This window comes from Nocardioides zhouii (assembly GCF_004137345.1).
Classification (GTDB): Bacteria; Actinomycetota; Actinomycetes; order Propionibacteriales; family Nocardioidaceae; genus Nocardioides; species Nocardioides zhouii.
In genome coordinates this window covers 170,980-186,937 of record NZ_SDWV01000003.1, presented here as the reverse complement: position 1 = coordinate 186,937, position 15,958 = coordinate 170,980, and the positions used below count along the sequence as shown (strand labels likewise).

The window sequence follows — 15,958 nt, the reverse complement described above, 5'->3', positions numbered from 1 at the left end:
TCCGTCGAGGACACTGCCGACGGGTGGCAGGTCGTCACGCCCTCGCTGTCGCTCCGCCTGGTGTGGTCGGAGGGCGTACGCCGCTGGGCTCCCTGCTCGACCTCGTGCCCGCACGCGTCGCGACCTCGCCTGCCTGGTGCAGCGCCATCGACCCGGTCGCACGCGTCGTCTTGCGGGGCGTACGGACCCGTGGGACCGCCGGCAACGACCGGGGCGAGTGGTACGGCGCGACCGCGATGGTGGCGGTCTCGGCCATCGAGGGGGAGTGGCGTGGGACCGACCTGGGTCGGCTCGCCCCTGTCGAGCCGCCCTGCCGGTTCGGGTTCTCCAGCACGCCGAAGCGGCCCTCGGTGACGAGCGTGGTCACCACGATCGATCGAGCGGTGCAGCCGGCTACTTGACCTCGGAGCGGCGCAGGGTCAGCAGCCCGATGACGAGGGGTACGACGATCCAGATCATCGTCGTCGAGCCGAGCATCGCCCACTCCTCACCGGTGTTCGTGGCGCCCTCGAAGAGCTCCACCTGCGTGTAGTTCCAGTCGATCCACGGCTGCAGGTCCTCGAACCACGAGCGCACCTGCGCGAGGAGGACGAGGATGCCCGGCATGACGAGGGAGACCACGAAGTAGCCCACGATCGCCGCGGCCGAGGCCCTCAGCACCACGCCGAGCGTGAAGCCGATCGCCATGCCGACCAGGTTGCCGAGCACGATCTGCGGGGCGGTGGACAGCGACACGTCCCAGACGGTGTCGACGCCGGCGAGTGCGGAGCCGGCCAGGTTGCCCACGGCGCCGACCGCGAACGCGATGGCCATCGAGCCGAGGCCGACGATGACGCTCGCGATCGCCTTCGCGCCGATCACGCGTCCGCGGTGGGGCACCAGGGTGAACGTGGTGAGCCCGCTGCGCTGGCTCCACTCGCTCGTGACGGCCAGGATCGCGATCATCGGCAGGATCACCGACATGGGGAAGCCGATCGCAGTCGCGAAGCTGTCGTACGTCACGGCGTCATCGGGAGCGAAGAGGATGACCGCCCCGGTGGCGACGAGCGACAGGACGCCGATGCTGACGAGCATCCAGAACCCCGAGCGCGTGTCGAACATCTTGCGGAGCTCGATCCTGACGAGCCGGGCGGTCGGGATGGGACGGACCGCCCGGCGGGCAGGTGCAGTCTCCGTGGTGGTGGCAGGGGGGACGATCGTGGCGGTCATGCCGCAACTCCTTCTCGTTGGGTGTCGGCAGTGAGCGACAGGAACATGTCTTCGAGCCCGGCGCCCTCGGCGGAGCGGAGCTCGGTGAGGGCGATGCCGGCGGCCAGGGCCACGGCCCCGACCTGTGCGGGGTCGGCGTCCGTACGGACCGAGCCGTCCCCGGCGAGCGTGCTGGGGATCCCGGCCTGCTCGAGTGCGTGGGCGAGGTCGCGGGGTGACGCCGAGCGGGCGAGCGTCCCGGCCGCGGCGAGGAGGTCCTCCTTGGTGCCGGACGCGACGATCTTGCCGTTCCCGATCACGACCAGGTCGTCGGCGATGACCTCGATCTCGTGGAGCAGGTGCGAGGACAGCAGCACCGTGCCGCCCCGGCCGGCGAAGCCCGTCAGGAGGTCGCGCATCCACCGGATGCCCGCGGGGTCGAGCCCGTTGGCGGGCTCGTCGAGGATCAGCACCCTCGGATCGCCGAGCAGCGCGGTGGCGATGCCGAGACGCTGACGCATCCCGAGGGAGTAGTTGCGCACGCGGCGCCCGGCCTCGGTGGGGGTCAGGCTCACCAGCTCGATCATCTCGTCGACCCGGGCGCGGGGCAGGCCCATGGTGTCGGAGGCAAGGGTGAGGATCTCGCGTCCGGTGCGGCCGGCGTGCTGGGCAGAGGCGTCGAGCAGGACGCCCACCTCGAGGCCGGGGTTGGGGAGGTCGGCGAACCGGACGCCGTCGATGGTCGCCGAGCCGGACGTTGCGGTGGTGAGCCCCACCATGACGCGCATGGTGGTGGACTTGCCGGCACCGTTCGGACCGAGGAAGCCGGTCACGCGACCGGACCGTGCTGTGAAGGAGACGTTGTCGACGGCGGTGAAGCCGGCGTACGTCCGGGTCAGGGAATCGACTGTGATCATGGCCCCAACCCTCGCGGTATCACGTCGTGCGCGTATCGGTTCGAAGGCCAGTCCTGACCCGGCCGAAAGTACGGTTCGACCCTGAGGGCTGTCCCTAGTCCCGGACGCGGCCGGTCTCGTACCCCCACATCGCGATCTCCACCCGGTTGCGGGCACCGAGCTTCGCCATGAGGCTGCCGATGTGGGTCTTCACCGTGCTGAGGCTGATGTGCAGCTCGGCGGCGATCTCCGCGTTCGTACGACCCCGCGCGATGGTGAGCAGCACCTGCTCCTCGCGTTCGGTGAGCGGGTCGATGGGCTGGACGGGAGGCGATGACCGACCCGAGCCCGCGAACGTCGACAGCAGCCGGCGGGTGATGCTGGGCGAGATGAGCGAGTCACCCCGGGTCGCCGCCCGGATCGCCTCGCCGAGCAGCTCGGGGCCGGCGTCCTTCAGCAGGAAGCCGGTGGCGCCGGCCGACAGCGCGCCGTGCACGTACTCGTCGAGGTCGAAAGTGGTGATCACGACGACCGCGATCGGGTGCTCGACGCCCGGTCCGGCCAGCAGGCGCGTCGCCTCGACGCCGTCGAGGACGGGCATCCGGATGTCCATCAGGCACACGTCGGGACGGAGCTCGCGAGCCAGCCGCACCGCCTCCTGCCCGTCGCGCGCCTCCCCGACGACCTCGATGCCGTCCAGGGTGCCGAGGATCAGCCGCAGTCCGGTCCGGACGAGGTCCTGGTCGTCGGCGACCACCACCCGGATGCTCACGCCGGCACCGTGCGCGGCAGTGTCGCGGTGACGGCCCAGCCGCGGCCGGGGCCGGGACCCGCCTGGCACACGCCCCCCAGGAGCAGCGCGCGCTCCACCATCCCGGTGAGCCCGAAACCCGCCTCGGGGGCGGGGTCGGCCGGACGCGGATCACCGTCGTCGCGGACGACGAGGTTGACCATCGACCGGTCGCCGACCACACGTACGTCGATCACGGTGGCGTTCCGGGCGTGGCGCCGGGCATTGGTGACCGCCTCCTGGGCGATCCGGAAGACAGCGGCGTCGATCGCAGCCGGCAGGGCGGCGAGGTCACCCGAGACGCTGATCGCCACCCGCGGCCCGGCAGGCGAGGCACCGGCCAGCCGCTCGAGGTCGGCGACACCGGGCTGCGGGGCGTAGTCGACCGGTGCCCCGTTGCGCAGCACGCGGACCATCGCCCGCATCTCCGCGAGCGTGCGCGACGCCTCCACCTCGATCACCTCCAGCGCCTCGAGCGGCGACGAGGGGTTGGTCGCCGCGAGCGCGCGACCCGCCTGTGCCTGGATGGCGATCGCAGAAACATGGTGCGCCACAGTGTCGTGCAGCTCGCGCGCCAACAGGACCCGCTCGTCCGACTTCACCTGCTCCAGCCGTCGCTCCCGGGCACCGTGCTGGGAACGGACCGCCCACCCCAGGGCAAAGGCGGACATCAGGATCCCGACCCCGCCGATGGCGTCGCCGATCCCGGTCCAGCTCCCGATGAACGCCACCGTGCCGGAGAACAGGATCACCGCCAGTCCCGCGACCGCCTCCCGCCCGGAACCCCATCGGACGAGTGCGTAGGCCAGCAGCAGGAAGTAGAGCATCGTGTAGACGTCGAGCGCCGGCGCACCGAAGGTGATCAAGCACAGGTCAATGACCGTGACCACGCCGAAGGCCGTCACGACCATCGCGAGCGGATGGGTGCGTCGCCACAGCAGCACCGGCGTCAGTCCGACCGTCACCACCACCGCCAGCCACGGCAGCGACAGGTCGTCACGCAGGACACCCTCCAGCACCCCGAAGAACAACACGACCGCGAGCAGGGCCCAGTCCCGCCACACCCGGACCGGCGGGGGCGAGGGCCGGGGCTCCTCCAGGAGGGACCGCAGTGGGTTGCTCACCCCCTCAGCGTAGGGATGGAGCACCGCCAGGGGCTCGGCCGAAAGGCCGATCCGGCTCCGGGTCGGCAGCTAGCGCGATCCCGTCTCCTGCAACCTTGCCGCGATCGGCTCGAGCGAGGCGATCAGGTCGTCGAGCTCGACGGGGCCCAGCACGGCGTACGGCGGCTCGGCGAGGATGTCGGTCAGGGACTCGATCAGGTGTTTGGAGGCGCGCCCTGCGTCGGTGAAGAGACCAGACGCGTCCACCAGCCCGCGCGAGCGCAGACCGTCCATCACCGACGCGAGATAGCTCGCCGGGAGGTGGTGGATCCGCCCGAACGTCTCGGCCGGGTGGATCCCCATGTCGAGGGCGAGGAGCACGTGGGCCTCGGTCCGGTCGATCTGCTCGGCCATCAGCGCGACGATGTGACCGTCTCCGCGGTGCTCGCGCAGCATGTTGGCCGCGTGCCACAGCCGGGCGACCGGCTCGTCGGGGATCGGGAGCGCGCGGAGGGCGGCGTACATCACGCGTCCCTCGACGGGCGCGCTCACCGCAGCCAGGGTGAGGAGGTCGGCCGCGCGCGACAGGCCGGGGGTGCCGACGAGGTCGCCGAGGATCCGCACCAGCGCGGCGACGCATCCCTGTTGCCGGGCAGCGTGCGCGGCCTCCGGGGTGGTGGTCGCCCAGACCTTCGGGACATGGCGGGCGACCTCACCGGGTGCGAAGTTGTAGAAGGCAGCGTCGACGACCTCGGCCGGGACCACGCCCAGTGGCGCGGAGCGACCGGCGAAGTAGCCGTCCCAGTAGCCCCGGAAGCCGAGCGCCGCCATCGCCTCGTTCGGCTCGTCGGAGAAGAAGTTGACCAGCGCGATCGGTTCGGTGAGGTCGAACATCCTGCGGGCCACGGGTGCGTGCGTCATCAGTCGTCTCCTCGTCGTTCAGGCCCCATGGTGGGGCCTCCACCAGTACGACGAACGGGTAGGGGGCGATACGACACCTGTGACAAGACGAAGGGCGCCCCGGCCAGGGGACCAGGACGCCCTTCGCCGATCGGGGTTGGGCGTCAGCCGCCGCAGAGACCGGTGGCGGCGGCGTTCTTGGCCTGGCCGCCCACGGCCTTCACCAGCTGGCCCACGTTCTCCAGGCCGAGGGCGTCGGCGGTGTTGATGGCCTTGTGGATCCCGCCGAAGCACGCCGCGTCGGAGGGAGCGGCCTGGGCGGCGCCGGCCGAACCGAGCAGGGCGAGAGCGGCGATGGAACCAGCAACGAGCATGCGCTTCATGGGACATCCCTTCGTGGGCGGGTGCGGGTCACCCTCTGACCCCTTCTCCGTGTGAGAGGCGTCACTGGATGCACCTCGAGAGCAGGTTCGTGATTCGACATGCCCGCCGCGATCGTGTTCTGGTGGAGATGCCGCAGGCACCGCTCCTCACCGAGGCGCCTCCCATCGCGAGGCGGATGCGTGCCGCGGCCTCGACGCCCACCGACGGCGTCGCGTCCGAACGCCGCCGAGGCGTGCCCCGACACCCCCGTGAGGTCCGAAGCACATGCGTGCCACCACCACACCCGCCCTGTTCACCCGTCCGCGATTCTCTGCCGGCATCGCCGCAGCAGCGCTCGCGCTCACCCTCGTGCCCGGTAGCGCCGTCGCGCAGGATGACGCCGTCGACGTACGCCTCAAGGTGGCCGACGCGGCTCCCGTCGAGGTCGCCACCACGCCCCAGACGTGGCCCGGCCAGGTGCTCGAGGCGTACGGCGTGCCGGTCGACGGCAACGACCTGGTCGACGTGCTGCGCGACGGGGACGAGGTCTCGGGAGACCGCAAGCGGCTGCGTGAGGGCGACGTCGTACGCCTGACGGAGGTCGTGAAGGAGCGCAAGACCAAGCTCAGCAAGGTCCGCAAGGGCACCGTCGAGCTGTTCACGACGAAGCTCGAGCCCGGCGAGCGCAAGGTCGTCAGCACGGGTCGCGCGGGCGTCCGCAAGGTCGTCGCGATCCAGACGCTCCACAATGACGAGCCCGTGAAGTACCGCGTGATCAAGCGGAAGCTCGTCCAGGAGCCGCGCGCCCGCCGCGTGCTCGTGGGCCGTGAGGCGTACTCCGTGCCCGGCGCCGACGGCCTCAACTGGGGCGCTCTCGCCAACTGCGAGTCAGGCGGCAACCCGAACGCGGTCAACCCGGCCGGCTACTACGGGCTCTACCAGTTCGACCTCGGCACGTGGGGGAGCGTCGGCGGTTCCGGCCTCCCCACCAACGCCTCCGCAGCCGAGCAGACGTACCGGGCCAAGCTGCTCTTCCAGCAGCGCGGGCGCTCCCCGTGGCCTACGTGCGGTCGCCTGCTCTGAGGCTGGTTGCTACTGGGCTCCCGGGAAGCCGTGCTGACGCCAGGCCTCGTAGGTCACGACGGCCGCTGAGTTCGCCAGGTTGAGCGACCTGCGTCCTGGGACCATCGGGATCCGGAGCCGATCGGTGACCCGCTCGTGGTCCAGCACCTCGGGCGGCAACCCGGTCGGCTCCGGTCCGAACAGCAGCACGTCGTCCGGCTCGAACTCGACGTCGGTGTGCCAGCGGGTCGCGTGCGCGGTGAAGGCGAACACCCGCGATCCGGCCAGCGCGGGGCTGGCGAGGGCCGCGTCGAGGTCGGCGTGCACCTCCACCGTGGCCAGGTCGTGGTAGTCGAGGCCCGCGCGCCTCAGCTGGGGCTCGGACAGGTCGAAGCCGAGGGGCTCGACCAGGTGCAGGGTCACGCCCGTCGCCGCCGCGAGCCGGATCGCGTTGCCCGTGTTGGGCGGGATCCGGGGCTCGAGGAACATCACGTGGAACACGGCGTCAAACTAGCCCGGCACCGTCCCGCTCGCGGGAGTGGTGCACACTTGTCACCTGTCAGGCTCGCAAGATCCTGGCCATGCGGACGTGGTGTAGTTGCAGCACGGCTCCCTTCCAGGGAGATGGTCGAGGTTCAAATCCTCGCGTCCGCTCCACTTCTCACAGCGACCTCGCGCGCAGCATCCGCAGCACCTCTTCGGAGCGCTCGGTGAGCGAGCCCACCACGACGGGTGCGGCGTCGGCGGCTGCGACCTCGCGGGCGTGGTCCACCCACGCCTCGTCGATCGCGAACACGGGGAAGAGCACGAACGAGAGCGCCAGGCCGGGGATCATCCCGCCCTCGTGAAGGCTCGGCAGCGCCGCGACGTAGCGCTCGGCGTACGGCGTCAGCACGTCGTCCTGGCCGGGGCGCCAGAACGCGTCCGAGATCTGGCTGACGTTCTGGATGGGCGCGGTGCGCTCCACCATCGCGGCCCACGCCTCGTCCTTCGCCTGTGCAGTCGGGGAGCTCGCGCGCACACAGAGTCCGCGGATCCACGCGTCGGGGTCGGGGTCGCGCCCCTCCAGGGCATTCACGGCGTCGGTGTCCACGTCGCCGAGCTCGGCCCGGCGCTGGAGGACGTACCACTGCAGGTCGACGTCGTCGCCCACCTGCTCGCGCAACCGGGCGAGGTCGTCCGCACCGGTCGCCGTACGAGCCAGGATGCGCAGTGCTGACTGCCGCGAGACCCCGGTGTCGACCAGGTGCCGTGCGGCGGCCGCCACCTGCGCCTCGAGGCCGACCCGCTCAGCTTCGGGTGCCCACCGCTGGGCGGCTGCGAAGGCATGCTCGAGGCACGGCTCGACGACGGTCTCGACGGTCTCCACCGTCAGGACGTCGGTGTACGCGCCCACGACCTCGGCTGCCGTGGCCTCGCCGCTGGACAGCATGTCCCACACCGTCGCCATCGCCACGGCGCGCGCGAGGGTGGTGGGCAGGCCCGACGGATGATTGATGAGCACCTCGCGACCCGCGGCGTCGGGCCGGCTGGTGGCGAACGTCGTGTCGTCGTGGTTCACGAGGTAGAGGTCGGCCTGGGGCAGGCCCTCGACGGCGGTGCGCTCACCGTCCACCTCCACCATGGTCGAGCCGACCTGCTCGAGTACGTTGCCCGTACGGCGGTAGGCGCCCACGCCCACGACCTGCGGGTGCGGCGCCCCGTGGGCGCCATGGGCGGTGAGCACCAGGCCGTCGGCCGTGTGCTCGATGCCGAGCCGGTCGACGCCGGCGGTCTCGAGCCAGGCGATGCGCCAGGGCTGGAGGTCTCGACCACTCGCCTGCTCCAGCGATGCGACGAGGTCGTCGAGGGTGGTGTTGCCCCAGGCGTGCTCGGCGAAGTAGGCGCTCATGCCGGTCGAGAAGGTGTCCTCGCCCACGAAGTGCATGAGCTGCTTGAGCACCGCCGCGCCCTTGGGGTAGGTGATGGAGTCGAAGATCGACTCGGCGTCGGCCACGGTGGCCACCGGCTGGCGGATGGGGTGCGAGGCAGGCCCCTGGTCGGCGAGGTAGGCGGCCAGCTTGTCGCCCACCAGGTTGTTGGCAGCCGTGTCGCCGTAGGCGGTGGCCCGCTCGGCCGCCCACATGCAGGCGAACTCGGCGAAGGCCTCGTTGAGCCAGAGGTCGTCCCACCAGCGCATCGTCACGATGTTGCCGAACCACATGTGCGCCATCTCGTGCAGCAGCACGTTGGCGAAGACCTGCCACTCGCTGGTGGTCGGCTCGTGGCGTTGCAGGATGCTGTCGGCCCAGGTGACGCAGCCGTAGTTCTCCATCGCGCCGCCGAACTCGGGCAGGAACACCTGGTCGTAGCTGCGCTGCGGGAAGGGCATGCCGAACCGCTCGCCGAAGAACGCCAGGCCCTGGGCGGTGAGGGTGAACAGCTGCTCGGCGTCGCGCTCCAGCGCGGAGGCCAGCGTCTGCCGGGCGTACAGACCGAGGTCGTAGCCGTCCGCCTCCCGGCGCACCTCCACGAAGGGGCCGGCCACCACGACCGGGTTGTACGTCGACAGCGGCGGCGTGGGCTCGAACGTCCACCTCCGCCCCTCGTCGACGTGCTCGATCGCCGGGTCCCCCGAGTTGCTGACCACGGTCCACGTGGCCGGTGCGGTGACGGTGAAGGCGTGGGGCGCCTTGAGGTCGGGCTGGTCGAAGCAGGCCCACGCGTAGCGCGCCTCGTCGGGCTCGAAGGACGTCCACAGGTAGACGTTCTTGTCGGCCGGGTCCACCGCGCGGTGCACGCCGCGCCCGTGGGTGGTGTCGCTCTGCACCGTGGCGATCACCAGCACGTTGTCCTGCCTCAGGTCCGCGAGGGCGATCCGACCCTCCTCGGCCGCGGGCAGCGGCTCGCCGTTGAGCGTGGCCGACTCCACCTGGGCGCAGCAGTCGACGAACGTCGATCCTCCCGCCGCGGCCGTGAAGCGAATCGTGCTGACGGCCCGGAAGTCAGGACCGTCGACCAGTCCGGTGAGGTCGATGGCGATGTCGTACGACGTGACCGACAGGAGGGCCGCGCGCTCGACGGCCTCCTCCTGCCGAAGGCTGCGGACGGGCACGGGCGTGGTCCTCACTCGAGGTCGGGTGCTGCGGACTTCGCCCGAGACGAGCGACGTACGCAGCCTAGGTCGACGTGCCTTGCTCAACGGAGGCCGAGTGCTGGAGACCGCCGGTCTGGGTCGAAGTCTGCTCGCGGCATCCACGATCAAACTCGGACCCAAGCGACGCACGCCCGGGTCATTCCCCGATCCGCGTCCGCACCTCGTACAGCTCCGGGAAGAACGTGAGCGAGAGCGCCCGGCGCAGGAAGTCGACGCCCGACGAGCCGCCGGTGCCGACCTTGTGGCCGATGACGCGCTGCACGACCTGGAGGTGGCGGAAGCGCCACTGCTGGAAGGCGTCCTCGACGTCGACGAGCTCCTCGCAGGTCTCGTACACGCCCCAGTGCTCGGCGGGTGCGGCGTACACGGACGCGAAGAGATCGACCAGCTCGGAGTCGGACGTGCGGGGCTGCGACCAGTCGCGGTCGAGCAGCCGCAGCGGGACGGCGTACCCCTGCCGGGCCAGGTGGGCGAGGAACTCGTCGTAGAGCGACGGCTCGTGCAGCAGCTCGGCGAGCGTGGTGCGGGCGGCTTCGTCGTGGGAGAAGACGTCGACCATGTCGGGGTTCTTGTTGCCGAGCAGGAACTCGACCTCGCGGTACTGCGCGGACTGGAAGCCCGAGCTGGTCGCGAGGAACGGCCGGATCTCCGCGTACTCGCTCGGCGTCAGTGTCGCGAGCACCGACCACTGGTCGGTGAGCGTGTGCAGGATGTGCTTGATCCGCGCCGTCCGCTTGAGGGCGGGGGAGAGGTCGTCGCTGCGCAGCAGGGCACGGGCCGAACGCAGCTCGTGGATCATCAGCTTGAGCCAGAGCTCGCTGGTCTGGTGCTGGATGATGAAGAGCAGCTCATCGTGCTGCGGTGGGTCCGACAGGGGCTGCTGGGCCGCGAGCAGGGTGTCGAGGCGGAGGTAGTCGCCGTAGGACATCGACCGCGAGAAGTCCCGCTGGATGCCGTCCTCGAGGTCGCGCTGGTTCGGAGTTTCGGCCATGGCTGGCAACCTATCTGCCAGAGCGGTCGGTGGCCTCGTCTACCGTCGCACCATGGCCCTCACGACCGGCGAGCAGACCCGCACGTGGGTGCCCGACTGGCCGTGCTCGGTCGCGCAGGTGCTGCGCCCGCAGCGACGCGGCGCCGGTGACCCGACCCAGCGCGAGGACGACGCCGGCCGCATCTGGCGCGCCTTGCGTACGCCGACGGGGCCGGCGTCGCTGTGCGTCCAGGCCCGGCCGTCGACCGGCGACGTGCACGCCCGCGCGTGGGGACCGGGTGCGGAGTGGGCGCTCGACCGGCTGCCCGCCCTGCTCGGTGCCGACGACGACCCGTCCGGCTTCGTCGCCCACCACCCGCAGGTCGCCGAAGGGATCCGACGCCACGGACACTGGCGCATCGGTGGCACCGGCCTGGTGATGGAGTCACTGGTGCCGTCGATCCTCGAGCAGAAGGTAACCGGCAAGCAGGCGTTCGGCTCGTTCCGCGAGCTCGTCCGCCGTCACGGGGAGCCCGCCCCCGGTCCGGTCGCGGCGCTGCGCCTGATGCTCCAGCCGACCCCGGCGACGATCGCGGCGATCCCGTCGTGGGAGTGGCTGCGGCTCGGCGTACAACCCGCGCAGTCGAGGACCATGGTCACCGCCTGCCGGCTCGCGCCGTCGCTGGAGCGGGTCAGCCAGGTGTCGGCCGAGGAGGCGGACACGCGGCTGCGTACGGTCCGCGGGATCGGGGTGTGGACCAGCGCCGAGGTGCGCATGCGGGCCCTCGGCGACGCCGATGCAGTCAGCTTCGGCGACTACCACCTCGCCAACTGGGTCGGCTGGGCGCTGGTCGGCCACGACATCACCGACGACGAGATGGGCGAGCTGCTCGAGCCCTATCGCCCGCAGCGCGGTCGCGCCGCCGCGATGGCGATCGCCGGCGGCCAGTCGCGGCCGCGACGTGGCCCGCGGATGAGCATCCCGACGCACCTCCCGACGCGTTAGCCCGACAGCTCGGGCGGCGGCGCACCGGTCAGCGTGAGGTCGGTGAGCACGCGCCGGGTGAGGGCGAAGCAGGCGACGAGGACGGCGATCGCGAAGAAGCCGATCAGCACGCGACTCGCGCCGAAGGCGCCGGCGAGCGGACCCACGGCCACCTGGCCGATGGGGTTGGCGACGAACGAGAAGAACCCGTCGATCGCCATGATCCGCGAGAGCATCGCCTCGGGCACCTTCTCCTGCACCAGCATGTTCCACGAGAGGTCGAGCAGGCTCAGGGCTGCACCGGCGACGACGAAGGACGCCGTGAGGAGCCAGATGTTCACGTGGGTGCCGAGCACCAGCATCGGCAGGCACCAGAGGACGAAGGCGCCCATGATCGCCTTCATCGGCCTGGTCAGCTTGGCCTTGGCGAGGAAGAAGGCGGCCACGAAGACGCCCACCGCTTGCGCAGATCCGGCCAGGCCCCAGCCCTCGCTGCCGATGGTGTCGTTGGCGATCACGGGCCCGAGGACGTAGATGCCGCCGCTCACGAGCGCGTTGAACACGAGGGCGCACGACGCCCCCGGGATGACCCAGCCCAGCTGCCGGGCGTACGACCAACCGGCGACGAAGTCGCCGATCACGCTGGCCTTGGCCTGGCTGCGGTCGCCCGGCGGGAGGCGTACGAGCAGGAGGAGGCCGGCTGCGACCAGATAGGTCGCAGCGTCGATCGCCAGCGCCGCTCCCGGACCCGCGGTGGCCACGAGGACGCCCGAGATCGCCGGTCCGAGGATGCCGACCGCGCTCGTGGCCTGGCCGATGAGCAGGAAGGCGGCCTTGCGCTCCTCGGGCGGCAGGAGGATCGGGACCATCCCGAGGAACGCGGGATAGCTCACGGCGAAGACGGTGCCGGCCACGGCCTGGAGGACGACGAGGTGCCAGATCTCCGCGTGCCCGCTGATGACCAGGGCTGCCGTGAGTGCCTGCACGACTCCCTGGACGAGGTTGCAGCCGCGCAGCACGAGGGCGCGCGGCATCCGGTCGGCGATCGCGCCGCCCAGCAGCATGAAGACGACCGTCGGCACGCTCGACGCCGCGACCACCCACCCGAGGGCGGACGCGGAGTCCTCGATGTCGAGGACCGCGAAGGCCAGCGCCACTCCCGCCATCGAGGATCCGGCCCGGTTGACGACCTGCCCGATGAAGAACCACCGGAAGGCCGGCGCCCCCAGCGGGGAGAGCCGGCCGCTCACAGCAGCGGGCGGAGTGGTGCGAGGAAGCTCTCGGTGAACTTCCGGTTGAGGTCGCGCGCCTGCCACTCGTCGAAGGTCAGCTCGAGGCAGTTGGTCTCGTCGTTGCGGAAGACCCGCTCCATCACGGCCGCGAAGTCGGGGTCGATCACCTCGAGGTTGATCTCGTAGTTGCCCTGCAGGCTGAGCCGGTCGATGTTCGCCGTGCCGACGGTCGCCCAGCTGCCGTCGATGGTGGCCGTCTTGGCGTGCACCATCGCGTCCTTGAACCGCAGGATGCGTACGCCCGCCGCGAGCAGCTGGCCGTAGTAGCCGCGGGAGATCCAGTCGGCCACGATGTGGTTGGACTTCAGCGGCAGCAGGATGCGTACGTCGACCCCGCGCAGCGCCGCGTCGGCGAGCGAGTCGACGAAGTCCTGGTCGGGCAGGAAGTAGGCCGTGGTCAGCCAGATGTTGCGGCTCGCGCGGTTGATCGCCTCGAGGTACATGCTCCGGATCGGGAAGGTCCACTGCCGCGGGATGTTGCGGTGGATGCGGATCTGCGGGTCCCATTCGGACGCGGTCTCGATGAGCAGCGGCCGCTCACTGCGGGTGAGCCGCCGACGCCGGTTGAGGTTCCAGAAGTCCGCGAACGCGCGCTTGAGGTCCCACACGCCCGGACCGCTGATCCGTACGTGCGTGTCGCGCCACTCGGTGGCGTACGCCGAGCCGATGTTGTAGCCGCCGAGGAAGGCGACCTCCTCGTCGACGACCAGCAGCTTGCGGTGGTTGCGGCCGTAGCGGCGCAGGTCCCAGAACTTGATGCCGGCGTTCCAGATCGGGTAGCGCATCACCTTGAGCGAGGGGGAGAAGCGCTTGAAGGCGGGGGAGACGACCACGTTGGCGAAGCCGTCGTAGATGCAGTGGACGTCGACGCCACGATCGGCTGCGGCGGTCAGGGCGGTCTTGAACTTCCACCCGATCTCGTCGCCCTTCCAGATGTAGGTCTCGAAGAGGATCTGCTTCTTGGCGCCGTCGATCGCGGCCAGCATGTCGTCGTAGAGGTCGCGCCCGAAGGTGTACGTCGTGATCATCCCGCCGCCCACCGGCACGGTCTCCGGCTCGGTGACCGGGAACGCCTTGGGCTTCTTGCCGCGGCGCCGGTAGGAGTCGACGAGGGACAGCGCGATGGCGACCGTGAGCTGGAGCCCGAGCAGCCCCAACGCAGTCCGTCGCGCGGCGGTCAGCATGCGGGCGACGGTCACGCGCACAATCTAGCCAGCACGGGCCAGCGGTCGCCGCTCACTTCTTCCTGCGGAAGATCGGGGTGTACATGAACGCCTCGACGCGCGGCGACACGAAAGCCAAGCCGTACGCCCCAGCGAGGAGGAGCATCCCGACTCCCGGCCCGGTGTCACCGGACGAGATGAGCCACGCGCCCAGGATCGCCCAGAGCACACCCAGGACCACCGTCGACGTACGCCCGCTCCGGTGGGCCGGCTCCCCGTCGCTCTCCATACCTGCAGCCTAGGGCTCAGGTGAGACCGAGGGCGGCGTAGCGCGCGACGTCGCACGGCTGGTCGGAGAACACCCGGAAGAGCGCGGCGCGCAGCATCGCGTGCCGGTGCGCGCCGGAGCGCCACTCGTCGAGCGCCTCGGGCGGAGCGCCGAGCCACAGGACCGCGTCGAGGACGCAGACCGCCTCGGCCCAGAGCGGCGACCGCCAGGCGGGCGAGAAGTCGATCACGAGCGGTACGCCGGTCGCATCGAGGAGCACGTTGCCTGCGAGGTCGGCGTGCACGACCTGCTCGCGGCCCAGGTCGGTGTCGTCGAGCCCGGCCACGAGCGCGGCGGCGAGGTCGGCGAACCCGGGCTCGGGCCGGCCCTGTGCGGCTCGCGCGGCGGCGGCGCCGTCGTACGCCAGCCGCTCGGCCACCGCCCACTGGTCCGTCCGCGCGTCGAGCGCGGCGGGTCGCTCGGGGACGACGCTCGCCAGCCGGGCGTGCAGGAGATGGGCCGTCGCCCGCAGGGTCGCGAGGTCGTGACACGGCGTCGTACGGTGCTCGAAGCGGGTGGCCGCCCAGCCGTCGACCACCAGGCGGCCGTCGCGGGCCGGGACGGGCAGGGTGAGCCGGAGCGAACGAGGCACCTCCTCGTCGAGCCGCACCGCGAGCCTGGCCTGCACCGGCGCGAGCCAGGCGAGCTGGGCCGAGCCGTCGACGGGGGAGAGCACGAGATCGCCGGCGCGCCAGGTCGTGCCCCGCCCGCCGGCGAGGCGTTCGAGCACGCCCTCCGCGGCGAACAGGTCGAGCACGCGGTCCGAGGGCCTTCCGTCGTCCGAGAGCATGACGCGAGCGTAGGACCGGCGCGTCGGACAGGACAAAGTCGTACGACGGCCCGGGGGCTGAGCCTGGCCGGGCGTGGGTCGGCAGACTTCTGGTCGTCCGACGCGCCGGGCGGTCAGTGGCGGTAGACGACCTTGGCCGGACCGTTGACGTGGGCGTAGCGGATGACCAGCTTCGGACCACGGTCCCCGGTGCGCACGTCGAGGACCGGCTCGGACAGCACGCTGTTGATTGCCATCTCCTGGTCCATCAGCCGGTCGGGGCAGTCGCCGCGCCATTCCGCGCGGGCGATGTACGGGGCGCCGCGCGACATCCGCCAGCGACCTTCCAGCACCCGGCAGCCGGTGCTGGCGGAGATGCGACCGCTGGCACCCCCGTTGTCGTCGAACCGGATGAACGGTCGCAGTCCGGGCTTCCACGCCGGCCGGTGGACGACGCCAGCGTCGTCGGTCCAGGTGGCGAGCCGCCACAGCTTGTCGACGACCTCGGCCCGCGGCCACGGCGCCACGAGTCGCAGCTCGAGCTCGACGTCCTCGCCGGTCATGGTCAGGGTGTCGCCGTCTCGGGCGACGGCATCGGCCCCGGTGAGCGCTGAGAAGTACGCAGAGTCCAGTGCCTCCTGCTCCTCGCTGCAGCCCATGGAGGTCTGTTCGATGCCGGGGCCGATGACGTCGAAGGAGTGGCCGTCGAGCTCGTAGTCGGCGCCGTAGTCGTTGCATGCCCCCTTGCCACCCAGGTTGTCGGCGTCGAAAGTCAGGGTGACGTGGGCGTACCTACTCACCGCGAGCGGACCTGCGGCCGTCCGACCGGCCACGAGCACCCAGGTGCCGCCCAGGTCGACGTCCGCCTCACCCCCGGCGGCCGAGCCTCCGGCGACCGCCAACCCGAACACGAGCGCCACCGCGCCGAGACCCTGTCGTACCCCCATGCCGTGAGTGTGCACCTCACGGATCATGCCCGGGTCACGATCGGCGAACGGGTCGCTGTCGGTGGC

General features: G+C 71.1%; 17 protein-coding genes and 1 tRNA gene. 4 read left to right on the top strand and 14 right to left on the bottom strand.

The features are described 5' to 3' along the window. Positions 1-23 precede the first annotated feature (23 nt). On the top strand, positions 24-401 hold the full coding sequence (locus tag EUA94_RS22375; protein ID WP_207210389.1) for a hypothetical protein: 378 nt from the start codon (positions 24-26) through the stop codon (positions 399-401). Here the strand turns inward: EUA94_RS22375 and EUA94_RS04160 are convergent. The 6 genes from EUA94_RS04160 to EUA94_RS04135 all read right to left on the bottom strand — a co-directional run bounded on the left by EUA94_RS04160 (position 394) and on the right by EUA94_RS04135 (position 5,260). Beyond that, positions 394-1,209 carry an ABC-2 transporter permease gene (locus EUA94_RS04160; RefSeq protein ID WP_129424977.1) on the bottom strand — a complete coding sequence of 272 codons (816 nt, stop codon included), beginning with the start codon at positions 1,207-1,209 and terminating at the stop codon, positions 394-396. The genes EUA94_RS22375 and EUA94_RS04160 overlap by 8 nt on opposite strands. Beyond that, positions 1,206-2,105: an ABC transporter ATP-binding protein gene (locus EUA94_RS04155; protein WP_129424975.1), complete on the bottom strand. Its 900-nt coding sequence runs from the start codon at positions 2,103-2,105 to the stop codon at positions 1,206-1,208. Before EUA94_RS04155 ends, EUA94_RS04160 begins: the two co-directional genes overlap by 4 nt. 94 nt (positions 2,106-2,199) lie before the next feature. Further along, the gene (locus tag EUA94_RS04150; protein WP_129424973.1) at positions 2,200-2,856 is read right to left on the bottom strand and encodes a response regulator; all 657 of its coding nucleotides are present in this window, start codon (positions 2,854-2,856) and stop codon (positions 2,200-2,202) included. Next, entirely contained in the window at positions 2,853-3,998 is a 1,146-nt protein-coding gene (locus tag EUA94_RS04145) for a sensor histidine kinase (RefSeq protein WP_129424971.1), read from the bottom strand. Before EUA94_RS04145 ends, EUA94_RS04150 begins: the two co-directional genes overlap by 4 nt. Before the next feature lie 69 nt (positions 3,999-4,067). After that, positions 4,068-4,898 (bottom strand): SCO6745 family protein, encoded by an 831-nt coding sequence (locus EUA94_RS04140; RefSeq protein WP_129424969.1) that lies wholly within the window; start codon positions 4,896-4,898, stop codon positions 4,068-4,070. Positions 4,899-5,041: 143 nt separating this feature from the next. After that, on the bottom strand, positions 5,042-5,260 hold the full coding sequence (locus EUA94_RS04135) for a hypothetical protein (RefSeq protein WP_129424967.1): 219 nt from the start codon (positions 5,258-5,260) through the stop codon (positions 5,042-5,044). A gap of 265 nt (positions 5,261-5,525) precedes the next feature. Here EUA94_RS04135 and EUA94_RS22550 point away from each other — a divergent pair, with 265 nt between their 5' ends. Continuing rightward, positions 5,526-6,323, top strand: a complete 798-nt coding sequence (locus EUA94_RS22550; RefSeq protein ID WP_129424965.1) for a resuscitation-promoting factor — start codon at positions 5,526-5,528, stop codon at positions 6,321-6,323. A gap of 9 nt (positions 6,324-6,332) precedes the next feature. Here the strand turns inward: EUA94_RS22550 and EUA94_RS04125 are convergent, their stop codons facing one another. Beyond that, positions 6,333-6,803: a tRNA (cytidine(34)-2'-O)-methyltransferase gene (locus EUA94_RS04125; RefSeq protein WP_207210388.1), complete on the bottom strand. Its 471-nt coding sequence runs from the start codon at positions 6,801-6,803 to the stop codon at positions 6,333-6,335. Between the two features lie 82 nt (positions 6,804-6,885). Here EUA94_RS04125 and EUA94_RS04120 point away from each other — a divergent pair. After that, a tRNA-Gly gene (locus EUA94_RS04120) sits at positions 6,886-6,959 on the top strand. 4 nt (positions 6,960-6,963) lie between these two features. Here EUA94_RS04120 and pepN read toward each other — a convergent pair. Then, entirely contained in the window at positions 6,964-9,396 is a 2,433-nt protein-coding gene (gene pepN, locus EUA94_RS04115; protein WP_129424963.1) for an aminopeptidase N, read from the bottom strand. Between the two features lie 178 nt (positions 9,397-9,574). Beyond that, positions 9,575-10,429 carry a tryptophan 2,3-dioxygenase gene (locus EUA94_RS04110; RefSeq protein WP_129424962.1) on the bottom strand — a complete coding sequence of 285 codons (855 nt, stop codon included), beginning with the start codon at positions 10,427-10,429 and terminating at the stop codon, positions 9,575-9,577. Positions 10,430-10,481: 52 nt separating this feature from the next. On the opposite strand from EUA94_RS04110, the gene EUA94_RS04105 reads away from it, so the two are divergent. After that, entirely contained in the window at positions 10,482-11,414 is a 933-nt protein-coding gene (locus EUA94_RS04105) for a DNA-3-methyladenine glycosylase family protein (RefSeq protein ID WP_129424960.1), read from the top strand. On the opposite strand, the gene EUA94_RS04100 is transcribed toward EUA94_RS04105, so the two are convergent. From EUA94_RS04100 to EUA94_RS04080, 5 genes are all read right to left on the bottom strand, one after another. Next, positions 11,411-12,643, bottom strand: coding sequence for an MFS transporter (locus tag EUA94_RS04100; protein WP_165356794.1), 1,233 nt, complete (start codon positions 12,641-12,643; stop codon positions 11,411-11,413). The two genes, EUA94_RS04105 and EUA94_RS04100, sit on opposite strands and share 4 nt — an antisense overlap. Further along, a complete protein-coding gene (locus EUA94_RS04095; RefSeq protein ID WP_242494664.1) occupies positions 12,640-13,884 on the bottom strand; it encodes a phospholipase D-like domain-containing protein in 1,245 nt (414 codons plus the stop codon). Before EUA94_RS04095 ends, EUA94_RS04100 begins: the two co-directional genes overlap by 4 nt. Before the next feature lie 37 nt (positions 13,885-13,921). Continuing rightward, the gene (locus EUA94_RS04090; protein WP_129424956.1) at positions 13,922-14,137 is read right to left on the bottom strand and encodes a hypothetical protein; all 216 of its coding nucleotides are present in this window, start codon (positions 14,135-14,137) and stop codon (positions 13,922-13,924) included. A gap of 16 nt (positions 14,138-14,153) precedes the next feature. Further along, a complete protein-coding gene (locus tag EUA94_RS04085; RefSeq protein WP_207210387.1) occupies positions 14,154-14,966 on the bottom strand; it encodes an aminoglycoside phosphotransferase/kinase family protein in 813 nt (270 codons plus the stop codon). A gap of 113 nt (positions 14,967-15,079) precedes the next feature. Beyond that, positions 15,080-15,892, bottom strand: coding sequence for an META domain-containing protein (locus tag EUA94_RS04080; protein WP_165356793.1), 813 nt, complete (start codon positions 15,890-15,892; stop codon positions 15,080-15,082). Positions 15,893-15,958: the final 66 nt, after the last annotated feature.

Coding starts and splice junctions, on each gene's coding strand:
- EUA94_RS04160 (WP_129424977.1), bottom strand. CDS start 1,209: ATGACCGCCACGATCGTCCCCCCTGCCACCACCACGGAGACTGCACCT.
- EUA94_RS04155 (WP_129424975.1), bottom strand. CDS start 2,105: ATGATCACAGTCGATTCCCTGACCCGGACGTACGCCGGCTTCACCGCC.
- EUA94_RS04080 (WP_165356793.1), bottom strand. CDS start 15,892: ATGGGGGTACGACAGGGTCTCGGCGCGGTGGCGCTCGTGTTCGGGTTG.
- EUA94_RS04105 (WP_129424960.1), top strand. CDS start 10,482: ATGGCCCTCACGACCGGCGAGCAGACCCGCACGTGGGTGCCCGACTGG.
- EUA94_RS04110 (WP_129424962.1), bottom strand. CDS start 10,429: ATGGCCGAAACTCCGAACCAGCGCGACCTCGAGGACGGCATCCAGCGG.
- EUA94_RS04135 (WP_129424967.1), bottom strand. CDS start 5,260: ATGAAGCGCATGCTCGTTGCTGGTTCCATCGCCGCTCTCGCCCTGCTC.
- EUA94_RS22550 (WP_129424965.1), top strand. CDS start 5,526: ATGCGTGCCACCACCACACCCGCCCTGTTCACCCGTCCGCGATTCTCT.
- EUA94_RS04140 (WP_129424969.1), bottom strand. CDS start 4,898: ATGACGCACGCACCCGTGGCCCGCAGGATGTTCGACCTCACCGAACCG.
- EUA94_RS04090 (WP_129424956.1), bottom strand. CDS start 14,137: ATGGAGAGCGACGGGGAGCCGGCCCACCGGAGCGGGCGTACGTCGACG.
- EUA94_RS04085 (WP_207210387.1), bottom strand. CDS start 14,966: ATGCTCTCGGACGACGGAAGGCCCTCGGACCGCGTGCTCGACCTGTTC.